General features: G+C 70.2%; 12 protein-coding genes. 9 read left to right on the top strand and 3 right to left on the bottom strand.

All coding sequences use genetic code 11. The annotated features are described in order from the left end of the window. The first annotated feature begins 204 nt into the window (after window positions 1-204). The 5 genes from OG622_RS29985 (at window position 205) to OG622_RS29965 (ending at window position 4,381) form a co-directional block, all read left to right on the top strand. Window positions 205-1,161: an NADP-dependent oxidoreductase gene (locus tag OG622_RS29985; protein ID WP_371584265.1), complete on the top strand. Its 957-nt coding sequence runs from the start codon at window positions 205-207 to the stop codon at window positions 1,159-1,161. 296 nt (window positions 1,162-1,457) lie between these two features. Further along, entirely contained in the window at window positions 1,458-1,757 is a 300-nt protein-coding gene (locus OG622_RS29980; protein WP_371579736.1) for a hypothetical protein, read from the top strand. A gap of 157 nt (window positions 1,758-1,914) precedes the next feature. Then, window positions 1,915-2,172, top strand: a complete 258-nt coding sequence (locus tag OG622_RS29975) for a hypothetical protein (protein ID WP_371579734.1) — start codon at window positions 1,915-1,917, stop codon at window positions 2,170-2,172. A gap of 419 nt (window positions 2,173-2,591) precedes the next feature. Next, window positions 2,592-3,407, top strand: coding sequence for an oxidoreductase (locus tag OG622_RS29970; protein ID WP_371579733.1), 816 nt, complete (start codon window positions 2,592-2,594; stop codon window positions 3,405-3,407). Window positions 3,408-3,931: 524 nt separating this feature from the next. Then, the gene (locus tag OG622_RS29965; protein ID WP_371579732.1) at window positions 3,932-4,381 is read left to right on the top strand and encodes a hypothetical protein; all 450 of its coding nucleotides are present in this window, start codon (window positions 3,932-3,934) and stop codon (window positions 4,379-4,381) included. A gap of 499 nt (window positions 4,382-4,880) precedes the next feature. Here OG622_RS29965 and OG622_RS29960 read toward each other — a convergent pair whose 3' ends face one another. Further along, window positions 4,881-6,275, bottom strand: a complete 1,395-nt coding sequence (locus OG622_RS29960; RefSeq protein ID WP_371579731.1) for a cystathionine beta-synthase — start codon at window positions 6,273-6,275, stop codon at window positions 4,881-4,883. Between the two features lie 159 nt (window positions 6,276-6,434). On the opposite strand from OG622_RS29960, the gene OG622_RS29955 reads away from it, so the two are divergent. The 3 genes from OG622_RS29955 (at window position 6,435) to OG622_RS29945 (ending at window position 10,155) form a co-directional block, all read left to right on the top strand. Beyond that, window positions 6,435-7,523: an SGNH/GDSL hydrolase family protein gene (locus OG622_RS29955; protein WP_371579730.1), complete on the top strand. Its 1,089-nt coding sequence runs from the start codon at window positions 6,435-6,437 to the stop codon at window positions 7,521-7,523. 328 nt (window positions 7,524-7,851) lie between these two features. Beyond that, window positions 7,852-9,069 carry an acetyl-CoA C-acetyltransferase gene (locus tag OG622_RS29950; RefSeq protein WP_371579729.1) on the top strand — a complete coding sequence of 406 codons (1,218 nt, stop codon included), beginning with the start codon at window positions 7,852-7,854 and terminating at the stop codon, window positions 9,067-9,069. Between the two features lie 303 nt (window positions 9,070-9,372). Continuing rightward, window positions 9,373-10,155 (top strand): hypothetical protein, encoded by a 783-nt coding sequence (locus tag OG622_RS29945; RefSeq protein ID WP_371584264.1) that lies wholly within the window; start codon window positions 9,373-9,375, stop codon window positions 10,153-10,155. A gap of 130 nt (window positions 10,156-10,285) precedes the next feature. On the opposite strand, the gene OG622_RS29940 is transcribed toward OG622_RS29945, so the two are convergent. Further along, a complete protein-coding gene (locus OG622_RS29940) occupies window positions 10,286-10,597 on the bottom strand; it encodes a hypothetical protein (RefSeq protein ID WP_371579728.1) in 312 nt (103 codons plus the stop codon). 104 nt (window positions 10,598-10,701) lie between these two features. Between OG622_RS29940 and OG622_RS29935 the strand changes: the two genes are divergently transcribed. Then, window positions 10,702-10,932 (top strand): DUF4287 domain-containing protein, encoded by a 231-nt coding sequence (locus tag OG622_RS29935; RefSeq protein WP_371579727.1) that lies wholly within the window; start codon window positions 10,702-10,704, stop codon window positions 10,930-10,932. 94 nt (window positions 10,933-11,026) lie between these two features. Here the strand turns inward: OG622_RS29935 and OG622_RS29930 are convergent, their stop codons facing one another. Beyond that, the gene (locus OG622_RS29930; RefSeq protein ID WP_371579726.1) at window positions 11,027-11,908 is read right to left on the bottom strand and encodes a Bax inhibitor-1/YccA family protein; all 882 of its coding nucleotides are present in this window, start codon (window positions 11,906-11,908) and stop codon (window positions 11,027-11,029) included. Window positions 11,909-12,229: the final 321 nt, after the last annotated feature.

Here is a 12,229-nt window from a genome sequence, read left to right as displayed (position 1 = left end):
GGATCCGGACCCGGCGACGAGGCGCCCGGTGATGGTGTGGATCTACGGTAGGGCCCGCCGCCTTGTCAGGCGGCGGGCCCGTAGATCGCCGGCCTCCGCCCTGGCGCCATGGCATGATCCCGTCGAAAGTTGGCATTCATGCCATGGCGCCCAGGAGTGGCAGGCAGCGACGCTGGACGCATGACGAATCCCAGTACCGCCACCATGCGCGCAATCCGCCAGGACGCCCACGGTTCCCCCGAGGTGCTCAAGGAAGTCGAACTGCCCCGCCCCGAGCCGGGGTTGAGTGAGATCCTGATCGCCGTCCGCGCGGCCGGCGTCAACCCGACCGACTGGTGGAACCGCGCCCAGCCCATGACCGCCAACGGCCTGCCCCTCATCCTGGGCTGGGACGTCTCCGGAGTCGTCGAGGCCGTCGGCACCGGCGTCACCATCTTCAAGCCGGGCGACGAGGTCTTCGGCATGCTGCCCTACCCCCACGGGGTCGGCGCCCACGCCGAGTACGTGACCGCTCCCGCCCGCGCCTTCGTCCACAAGCCCGCCGGTATCGACCACGTCCAGGCCGGCGCCCTCCCCCTCGCCGCCCTGACCGCCTACCAGGCACTCGTCGACACCGCCGACATCCAGCCCGGGCAGCGCGTCTTCATCCACGCGGCCGCCGGCGGCGTCGGCCATCTCGCCGTCCAGATCGCCAAGTCCCGCGGCGCGTACGTCATCGGCACCGCCAGTGCCGCCAAGCACGACTTCCTGCGGTCGATCGGAGTGGACGAGGCCATCGACTACCAGACGGTCGACTTCACCGAGGCCGCCAAGGACATCGACGTGCTCCTCGACCCGATCTCGCGGGACACCGCCGCCCGCGCCCGCTCCCTCGCCGTCCTGCGCCCGGGCGGCACCCTCGTCTCGATCCTTCCGTTCCCCATCGACCCCGCCGAACTGGCCGACATCGCCGCGCGGGGCATCCGCTACGAGTCCCTCCTCGTCGAGGCCGACCGCGCCGGCATGCAGGCCATCGCCGACCTCGTCGAAACCGGCGCCCTGCGCGCCCACATCGAGGCCACCTTCCCGCTCGCCGAGGCCGCCAAGGCCCACACCCTGGGCGAGACCGGCCGCACCACCGGCAAGATCGTGCTGACCGTGGAGGGGGCTGGGCAGGCGTAGAGGAGGCTCGACCATGTCCCACCCACCTGTGCCGGGCGTCGAGTTGGTCTACGGACAGGTGCGGAGCTGGGGCCTGGACCCGGCCGGAGCCTGGGGCCGCGTCCCCGGAGCCTCGGACCGGCCGGAGCCTGGGTCGAGTCGGCCGACTGCTTCGGTTGGCGCTTCGTAAGCAGTGTCACTGAGATCGATCGTCCCGACGGCGAGCTCTCCCGCAGGTAGGCCACTTGCGAACTACCGGGGCTGGGCAGCATGTTCGGCGCGCTGCGTGGCAGCCAGGCCAGAGCGAGTCGGGCCGGGTGACGTTGTGCTCTCTGGCAGCTGCCGCCAAGGGGCCGCCGGGCTTCGCGAGTCTCTGGTTGCCGGTGGTGGAGGAGATCATCGGGCCCGGTGCCCTCTGCGTCCGGCACCCGCCCAGTGGCCGGACGCGGACGACAGGTTGGTGCTTCCTGATGGCGGGCGAGCGCAAGACGAACGAGGCGGGATCGTCGAACGGCCTGCGCGGCGACGTGCTGTGCGTGCTCGGGGTACTCAAGATCGCGAGCGCCGACCAGATCCAGCGGCCGACCCCCCGCACCTGCCCTACAGGCACACGCTGAAGAAGACGGCGCCGAGCGGGAAGGAAGCACGCGCGCCGCCTCCCACCCCGGGCCGCGGCGAACAATCCGCGCAGGCACGGCCTGTTCATCGACGGCGGCCGCACCCGGGGCGGGGAAGAGGCGGAAGAAGAAGGACACCGACGGCATCGAGAAGCCGATGTGGCGCACCCGCCGGCCCGCACTCGCCCGGGAGGGATACGAGCGGGTGCACCCGCCTGCCCTGCTCGTCTTCCACCAGGCCGGCAAGCGCTCCGCCAAGAGCCGTAGGGCGAAGGTCGCCGACCTCACCCGTCCGCACTGGCAAGCCAGCCGGGACCGCGAGGACGGCTTCCACTCCCCCAACGGCCGCATCCCGATCGCGGCGACCGCGCTGGAGCGGCTGCGGGAGCACGGCCCGGCCGAGCCGGCGTTCTGACGCTTCGGCCGCGACCGCCGCGAGCGGCTGCTGGACGCGAGCGGCAATCCCGTCCTGGACACCCCTCTCGCCCACCGCCGCCAGGCCGCCAAGCCGCCGAGGAAGAGCAACGGCGCCGCGAAGAACAGGAAGCCGCGGCACGCGAAGCCGGCGCCCGTCTGCGCGGACTACGGGCACAAGATCAGCGACGACCGATTTCGCGCGGCGTCCGGATCACCCCCTCGCCTCTCCTCATGGACGGCTGGGGTGCGGTCCGGGACGAGTACGGGGTCGACGGTCATGGGTGCGGGTGCGGGTGCGCAGCGGCCAGGGGCGTACAAGGCTGAAGCAAGGTGCAGCGATGTCGGCGATCGCGAACAGGTTGTCCCGGGCCCTCCATTGAAGTATGGTCGTACTACAAAGAACTTCAGGAGGTAGTCATGACAACAAATCGGCCGGTGGCGCTCGTGACGGGCGCGTCCTCAGGTCTCGGCAAGGCGACAGCGCAGGCACTCGCCGAGGCGGGGTTCGACGTGGTCGGGACGAGCCGGAAGACGTCGGGGAGCACTTCCAGCGGCGGTGTGACGTTCCTCGCCCTCGACGTGACCAGCGACGACTCGGTGAACAGCGTCGTTCAGCAGGTGATCGAGCGGTTCGGGCGGATCGACGTCCTGGTCAACAACGCCGGGCTCGGCATCGACGGCGCCGCCGAGGAAATCTCCGTCGCCCAGGCGCAGCGCGTGTTCGATGTGAACGTTTTCGGCCTCATGCGCATGACCAGGGCCGTCCTGCCGCACATGCGCGGCCGAGGCCGGGGACGCATCATCAACATCTCCTCCCTGGGCGGGTTCGTCGGCAACCCCTTCATGTCCGTCTACATCGCGACGAAGCACGCGGTCGAGGGCTATACCGAGTCCCTGGACCACGAGATCCGCGAGCACGGCATTCGGGTCCTGCGCGTCCAGCCCGGCCCCCTCAACACCCCGTTCGACGTGAATTCGGTGCAGGCCGACACCCCTCTGCCGGTATACGCCCACCAACGGGCCATCTACGACGAGGTACTACAGGAGGGGCTGAGGAACGGCGACGATCCCGCCGCCATCGCCAAGGTGGTCGTCGCGGCAGCGACCGACCGGAAGCCGAAACTGAGCTATCCCGCCGGCTCGCTCGCCCCACGCCTCAAAGTGCTGCGCCGCATCCTCCCCGCCCGGATCTTCGACAAGTCCGTGCGCAAGTTCAACCGACTGACCCCCTGACGGCCATCGGCCGGACATCAGCGTGCGACTCGATCGGCTCGCGCCTGAGAATGATCATGCTGCACGTCGACCGTCGCGCGCCCTCGGCGCGGGGTCGTTGTCAGTGCCCAGGTGCATGCCGAAACGGATGAGTGCTCGCGTCCGGGACCAGGACGGGCCGATGTGGCGGGGCATCCCCATGCCCCGCCGGCGCCGGAAGGGCGTCACCGATCATGCGAACGCGCGGACGACGGGCGTCCGATCGCGCACGTCGCCGCCGAGGCCTGGACATCCCGCCGCTGCCTGGCGAAGTAATACGCCCGCCGGCAAGCGCACGGCGAAGACGGTCCGCCGGATCACTCCTCCCGGCCGGCCGACAGCCCCACCCCCAAGCCCAGAGGACATCGCGGACCTGGCAGAAGCGCCACGGCGGCAGAACTCCCATTCTCAACGGCGGCTGTCAGGCAAGCGCTCGGGAGAACCAGCGGGCGACAGGGGGGCTAACCCCAGTGCCAAGCGGCCCGCCGCTCCCTACCGTGAACAGCATGACCGGTATGGATGCCCGTGACGCACAGCTCGGAGACCCCGAGCTGAAGAAGGAACTCGCCGCCACCCTGCACGCCCGCAGAGAGCTGGGCGACGACTACGAGTCGGCGCTCGTCGACTCGTTCCTGGAGAAGGTCGACCAGCGCATCGACGGCGCGGTGGACCGCCGGGTCCGGCGTCAGGTCGCCGAGCAGCAGATGGTGGTGGCCCGTGGCAGCCGCTCCCCCGACAAGTCCACCGACACCTGGGGCGAACGCTACGGCTTCGGCGTCGTCTCCCTCGTCGTCGCCATCCCCCTCTCCGGCATCGGCGGCGGCGTGGCCGATCTCCCCGGCCTCTTCGTCACCTGGGCGGGCATCGTGGGCGTGAACATGGCGTGGGCACTGCACGGTTCATCGCTCCTGCGCCGACGCGGGGGCAAGAGCGGGGAACCAGGTTGGGAAGAGTGACCCCGACGAGGTTGCCGGACAAGAGGGAAGATCCGGAACAGACGCCGGAAAAGAATATGCGCGGGGACCGCCGCACCCCCGTTTGACGGGGGGCGGGACGACGGCGGTCCCCGCGAGGGACGCGTAAGCCGGGTCAGGACCGGGCTTACGCGTCCTAGGCGTCCATGGAGGTCCGGGAGCCGCTCCGGAGGTCCTTGGCGCCGTTTCGGTCGTCGGCCTGGGCGGGGAGCCGCTCCCGCCCTGCCGACACCCACCAATGTGCCGGACCCGTGTTAAGCGAGTGCTGCGCGGACGTGACGCGCTCGTACCACTTCTGCGAACTCAAACGCCCGCCCCAGGCAAATTTTCGACGCAGCGGGCCCTTTACGAGCATTTCGCCCCCCACACCGGCCTCTCCGCATCCGACTTCCCCATACCCGGTGCCCCGTACCCAGTGCCCCCGTAGACCCGGTGCCCCCGCATACGGCGTCCCGCGTACGGCGTCCCGAATCCTGCGCTCCTACTGCCTCACCCCGCCCTTGGCGAGGAACGCGAGCAGGTCCTGTCGGCTGATGACACCCGTCGGCTTGCCCTCGACCAGCACGATCGCCGCGTCCGCCGTGCCGAGCACGGACATCAGGTCACCGAGCGGCTCACCGGAACCGACCTGCGGCAACGGCGCCGACATGTGCTTCTCCAGCGGGTCGCCGAGCGAGGCACGCTGGGTGAACAGGGCGTCCAGCAGCTCCCGTTCGACGACGGACCCGACCACCTCGGCGGCCATGACGTCCGGGTGCCCGGCGCCCGGCTTCACGATCGGCATCTGCGAGACGCCGTACTCCCGCAGCACCTCGATCGCCTCGCCGACCGTCTCGTCCGGGTGCATGTGGACGAGGGAGGGGATGGCGCCGTGCTCCTTGTCGTTGAGGACGTCGGCGACGCGCGCGCTCGGCCCGTCGTCCTCCAGGAAGCCGTAGTCGGCCATCCACTCGTCGTTGAAGATCTTACTGAGGTAGCCGCGTCCGCTGTCGGGCAGCAGGACGACGACCACGTCGTCCGGGCCGAGCGGCTCGGCGACCTTCAGCGCGGCGACGACGGCCATGCCGCAGGAGCCGCCCACGAGCAGGCCCTCCTCCTTGGCGAGGCGCCGGGTCATCTGGAAGGAGTCCTTGTCGGACACGGCGACGATCTCGTCCGCGACGGTGCGGTCGTAGGCCGTCGGCCAGAAGTCCTCACCGACGCCCTCGACGAGGTACGGCCGCCCGGAGCCGCCGGAGTACACGGACCCCTCGGGGTCGGCGCCGACGACCTGGACCCGGCCGTCACTGGCGTCCTTCAGGTAGCGGCCGGTGCCGGAGATGGTCCCGCCGGTCCCCACGCCCGCCACGAAGTGAGTGATCCGCCCCTCCGTCTGCTCCCACAGCTCAGGGCCGGTCGAGTGGTAGTGGGAGAGCGGGTTGTGGGGGTTGGAGTACTGGTCGGGCTTCCAGGCACCGGGCGTCTCGCGGACCAGCCGGTCGGAGACGTTGTAGTACGAGTCGGGGTGCTCGGGGGCGACGGCTGTGGGGCAGACGACGACCTCGGCCCCGTAGGCCCGGAGCACGTTGATCTTGTCGGTGCTCACCTTGTCGGGGCACACGAAGATGCACTTGTACCCCTTCTGCTGCGCCACGATGGCGAGCCCCACGCCCGTGTTTCCGCTGGTGGGCTCGACGATCGTGCCGCCGGGCAGCAGCTCGCCGCTCTTCTCCGCCGCCTCGATCATGCGTAGCGCGATGCGGTCCTTCACGGAGCCGCCGGGATTGAAGTATTCGACCTTGGCCAGGACGGTCGCCTGGATGCCCTCGGTCACGCTGTTGAGCCTCAGCAGCGGGGTGTTGCCGACGAGGCTGATCATCGAGTCGTGGAATTGCACCGTTGTCTCCGGAGCCGCAAAAGGGATGGTCGTAATGTTCCGCCAGCCTAAGCCCCACCCTCACGCTTCTCCTCCCTGTTCACCCCCCGTCGGGATTGGCCGAGGGCCGGTACGGGGCAATGAGTGGGTGTATGCGTAGGGAGGAGGTGGCGTCGACGTATGTCGAGCATGTCTAGGGCGAGGGTGGCCCGGCGCATCGCGGCGGGCGCGGCTTATGGCGGTGGCGGCATCGGACTGGTGGGTGCGGCCGCCGTCGGTGTGCTGCTGGCCGAGGTACGGATGGCCAAGCGGGTGGTGGGCAACGGACACAGCCCGCGCCCGCCGAGCGCGGAGGGCCTGTACGGCCGCGGGTACGGCAGCCGGTACGGCGGCCGTGCGCACAGCTCGTACGGCCCCACGTACGACGCCCCTGACGATCCCCCGCTCCGGCTCGTCATGCTCGGCGACTCCACGGCCGCCGGCCAGGGCGTCCACCGGGCCCGGCAGACGCCTGGCGCTCTCATCGCCTCGGGGCTCGCGGCGGTGGCCGAGCGCCCGGTGCGGCTGCGGAACGTCGCGCTGCCGGGCGCCCAGTCGGACGACCTCGACCGGCAGGTCGCGCTGATCCTGGAGGACCCGGCACAGGTCCCCGACGTCTGCGTGATCATGATCGGCGCGAACGACGTGACCCACCGGATGCCCCCGACCCGCTCGGTCCGCCACCTCTCGGCGGCCGTACGGCGCCTGCGGACCGCCGGGGCCGAGGTGGTGGTCGGCACCTGTCCCGACCTCGGCACGATCGAGCCCGTGCAGCAGCCGTTGCGCTGGCTCGCCCGCCGGGCCTCTCGGCAACTGGCGGCCGCCCAGACGATCGGAACGGTCGAACAGGGCGGCCGCACCGTGTCACTGGGCGACCTCCTCGGCCCCGAGTTCGAACAGAACCCCCGCGAGTTGTTCGGCCCCGACAACTACCACCCCTCCGCGGAGGGGTACGCGACCGCGGCGATGGCCCTGCTGCCGACGGTCTGCGCGACGCTGGGGCTCTGGCCGGCGGAGGAGGAGCGGCCGGATGTCAGCCGCCGCGAGGGTTTCCTGCCGGTGGCCCGCGCGGCCGCCGAGGCCGCGTCGGAGGCGGGCACGGAGGTGACGGCCGCGATGCCTACGGGGCCGCGTGGGCCCTGGGCTCTGCTCAAGCGTCGGCGCCGGCGGAGGGTGCCGGTGTCGGACCCGGCGCCGAACACTGCCGCTGAGGCGCAGCCGGGTGCCTAGTGGCTCGGGAGTGCCTGTGCATGGGCGGCAGCCGCAGCGCAGCAGCCGCCGCAGCTGGAGCTTCTCGCGCAGTTCCCCGCGCCCCGTGGGACGAAAAGCAGGGGGCGCAGCCCCTGCTTTTCAGGGGTGCGGGGAACTGCGCGACCAGCCCCACCGGACCCTCGGTCGCCCGCCCACCCGCACCCGCGAGCCATAAGGCGCCCAGCCAAAAAGCAAGCGCTTAGAAAAGTGCGGTCGGAGTCACACCCGTCCACCCGTGACCGAGCCCATACGTACGGGTAACTTCCCCCACAGCCCTGCTTTCCGTTCGCATGCCAATGGAGCCGTGATGCCCGAAGCCGTGATCGTCTCAGCCGCCCGCTCCCCCATCGGCCGCGCTTTCAAGGGCTCGCTGAAGGACCTGCGCCCCGACGACCTGACCGCCACGATCGTCGCGGCCGCCCTCGCGAAGGTCCCGGAGCTGGACCCGAAGGACATCGACGACCTGATGCTCGGCTGCGGCCTCCCCGGCGGCGAGCAGGGCCACAACCTGGGCCGTATCGTCGCCGTACAGCTGGGCATGGACCACCTGCCGGGCTGTACGGTCACCCGCTACTGCTCCTCCTCGCTCCAGACGTCCCGCATGGCCCTGCACGCCATCAAGGCCGGCGAGGGCGACGTCTTCATCTCGGCGGGTGTCGAGGTCGTCAGCAGCACCGCGCGCGGCACGAGTGACATCCCCACCGCCCGCAATCCCCTGTTCGCCGAGGCCCAGGCCCGCACGGAGACCGTCTCCAAGTCGGTGGGCGCCTCCTGGCACGACCCGCGCGAGGACGGCCTGCTCCCCGACCCGTACATCGCGATGGGCCAGACCGCCGAGAACCTGGCCCGCCAGTGGGGCGTGACCCGGCAGGACATGGACGAGTTCGGGGTCCGCTCGCAGAACCTCGCCGAGGAAGCCATCAAGAAGGGCTTCTGGGAGCGCGAGATCACCCCGGTGACCCTGCCCGACGGCACGGTCGTCAGCAAGGACGACGGCCCGCGCGCGGGTGTCACCCTGGAGGCCGTGCAGGGCCTGAAGCCGGTCTTCCGCGAGGACGGTCTGGTCACCGCAGGCAACTGCTGCCCGCTGAACGACGGCGCCGCCGCCCTCGTGATCATGTCGGACACGAAGGCCCGCGAACTGGGTCTGACCCCGCTCGCCCGGATCGTCTCGACGGGCGTCTCCGGCCTCTCCCCCGAGATCATGGGCTACGGCCCGGTGGCGGCGTCGAAGCAGGCCCTGTCCCGCGCGGGCCTCACCGTCGACGACATCGACCTGTTCGAGATCAACGAGGCCTTCGCCGCCCAGGTGATCCCCTCCTACCGCGACCTGGACATCCCGCTGGACAAGCTGAACGTGAACGGCGGCGCGATCGCCGTCGGCCACCCCTTCGGTATGACCGGCGCCCGCATCACGGGCACGCTCATCAACTCCCTCCAGTTCCACGACAAGCAGTTCGGCCTGGAGACGATGTGCGTCGGCGGCGGCCAGGGCATGGCGATGGTCATCGAGCGCCTCAGCTGACCGACCGGCCGACCGGCCGACCGCGGAGCCGTGACCGTTCGGATGCGCACCGCGATGCTGTGGCCCGGAGTCCCCGAATCTGGGGGGCTCCGGGCCGTTTTGTGATCCAATCTCCCCCAGGATGTGACCTATCTCCCTCCGGAGAGAGATTTACGCAGGTCAGAGCCGTTTCACCACCAAACATCGGGACGAAGTTCCTGCCCGTTTCGTGACGTTACGCACTGACAGCTGGTTAGTCCGCCCTTCAAGCTGATGTAGGAAGTCGGGGGTCGACTTTGAACCGGGAGTACGTCAGTGAGCGCTATGCCGATCGCCTTGCTGCTCACCACGGCAGCCACCGCGGCCGTGGGCGTCGCCGTCCTGCGCACCCTCACAGGGCTGCGCCGACAGGTGGCCGCCTTGCGCACCGAGCTGGCCGAGAGCCGGGTGACCGGGGTGCGAGCCCCGGTACCGGCGGCCCGTGCCGCCACCGACACGGAGGAGATACGCGCCGCCGTCGCCGAGGCGCTCGCCGAGGAGCGGGAGCGTGAGCTGGCCGAGGCGCGGGCTTTCTGGGCCGCCCAGGAGTCCCGTGACGTCTCCGACGCGCCCTCCCTGCTGGGTCTGCCCGACAGCGACCTGTTCCTGCCCCGGCAGTCCGATTTCGCGGGCCTGGAGCACCTGGAGCCGGTGATCGAGCAGAGCCTCGAGGGCGACGAGTACGCCGCGGATTCCGCGGAGCTGGCCGCGGCCCGCCGCAGGCACCCCTCGCACCCCGATTTCGTGCCGGTACAGTCGCCTGTCGCCAACGACGACGAGCGCACGGTCGCCTGCCTGGAGGACCTCGCCGCGTCCCGCACCGAGCTGGCCGACGTCCGGCCGGGCCCTCTCGGCACCCTCGACGTCTACGTCTTCGCCGACGGCACCACGCTCTGCATGACCCCCGGCCACCGCGAAACCGCCGAACGCCTCGCCACGGCCCTCCACGCCGGCGAGACCCCGGTCCTCCTGGGCGGCTCGGGCATCTCGGGCGCGTACACCCTCACGTTCGAGTGCGGCGACGACATGGTCTACATCCTGGCGGACCGGGTCATCGCGTCGCTGTGACCTCGTTGCTGTGACCTCGCGGCTGTGATCTCGCGGCTGTGATCTCGTGACCGTCAGGGCGATGCGGCGGAGACGCTTCAGGACGCTTCAGTGGCGCCCTTTCCGGGGGCCCGCTCAAGTCACACGCAAGTCACACGCCGGCCCGCCGCTGAGCCTCCTCCACGAGCGCCACAGCCTCCGCCAGGGCCTCCTCGTCACCCAGAACCAGTGCGAGATCGTTTCCGGCGACCGTGACCTGATCAGCCGCCGCGAACATCCCCACATCCGGCATCTCGCGAAGAGGCCCCTCGGGTGCCTCCAACCGCTGGGCACGCAGTGCCATCTCCCTGGCCAGCGCCAGTGCCTCCGTGGCAGCGCCCCTCTGCAGCCGGCTCTGCGGTGCGGCCCGCAGCCGGTCGGCGAAATGGTCCACGGCACGGGTCAACGGCGTCGTATCAAGCACGCCGCGAGAGTACGCGCCTCAGCCGGACTGTTGCCAACAGGCCGCCACTCAGGCAACGTGACCTGAAGGACCGGCTTACATTTCCCTTTCGTCCGGAGGCGCCGATGTCCCAAGTCTTCTCTGAGGAGACCCATCGCAACCTGCTCGCCCGTATCCCCCATTGCACCGGTCGTGAAATCTCCGACTGGCTCCGCAAAGTCGACGAAGGCCCCGCTCTCTTCAACTTCGAGGAGAAGGTCAGCTGGCTCCGGCACGAGTACGACCTCGCGTACGGCCACGCCAAAGCGATCGTTCACGAGTACGACCTGAGGAGGGCCGCGCGGAAGCTCCGCTGAAGCCGCCGAGCAACTACGAAGGGCCCCCGAACCTCGCGGTTCGGGGGCCCTTCAGCAGTGGTGCGGGGTCAGCCCGTGTTCCTAGTCGTCGTTCCTAGTCGTCGCCGCTGAAGATGGCGACCAGGCGGAGCATCTCGACGTAGATCCACACGAGGGTCATGGTCAGGCCGAAGGCGGCCAGCCAGGCCTCGTCGCGCGGGGCGCCGTAGGCGATGCCGTCCTCGATCTGCTTGAAGTCGAGGGTCAGGAAGAACGCGCCGAGCAGGATCGCGAGGATGCCGACGACCGCGCCGAGCGGGCCCATGCTGCGCAGTCCGCCGTCCGGGGCGAGCCCGAAGACGACGAGGAGCAGGTTCACCGCCATGACGAGGATGAAGGCGATCGCGATGGTCATACCGATACGGGCGTACCGCGCGGTGACCCGGATCCAGCCCGCCTTGTAGACCAGGAGGGTGGCGCCGGAGACGGCCATGGTGCCGAGCACCGCCTGGAAGGGCGCGCCGCTCCACTGAGAGTTGAACATCTCGCTGAGTACGCCGAGGAAGACGCCCTCGAAGGCCGCGTACGCCAGGATCAGCGCGGGCGAGGCCTTGCGCTTGAAGGACTGCACCATCGCCAGGACGAAGGCGATGAGCGCGGCGCCGATGGCCAGGCCGAAGCTGGTGGGCGTCACCGGTAGGAGGGCCCACGCGAGGATCGCGCCGACGACGACCGTGCCGAGCGTCATGGCCGAACGCATGACGACGTCGTCCATGGTCATGGCGCCCGTGCGGGCCGGGGCCTGCGGCGGGACGCCGTGCTGCACGTCCGGCTGGGCATACGGGTTCGTCGCGTACGGGTTGCCGGCCTGCTGGGCGTAGGGGCTGCCCTGAGTGCCGACAGCTGCTCCCCCGGCCTGCGGCGCGGTGTTGAAGCCCGCGTGGCCGTTGTCGCGGCTGAACCCCCGTCGCGAGAAGACCGGGTTGCTGCTCCTCATTTCACTCCTCCATGGCCACCCTGCGTGGCCTTGGCTCAAGAGTAATAGGTAGGCAAAAGATTGACCCTACTGCTTGGGGAGGATCTTTCCCTGCCATGTCACCGAACACGCTACGCGTCTCCGTGATTCCCCCGTCCCACACCCCCCAACCCATGACCAACCCGGTACAAGCCCGCGATCGTCCGGAGATCAACGTGAGCCGGGCGGCGTGGTGGCAAGAAGTCCACTGCGGCCCTCGGGGGTCGTGCGGTGGGCCTCCCGGGGGTCCCGAAGGGGCGCCGGGGGGTCCTGGGGACAGCGTGCGCCCTGAGAGTGTGGGGC

The sequence above is a fragment of the Streptomyces sp. NBC_01314 genome (assembly GCF_041435215.1).
Classification (GTDB): domain Bacteria; phylum Actinomycetota; class Actinomycetes; order Streptomycetales; family Streptomycetaceae; genus Streptomyces.
This window is presented reverse-complemented; position numbering and strand designations above follow the sequence as displayed.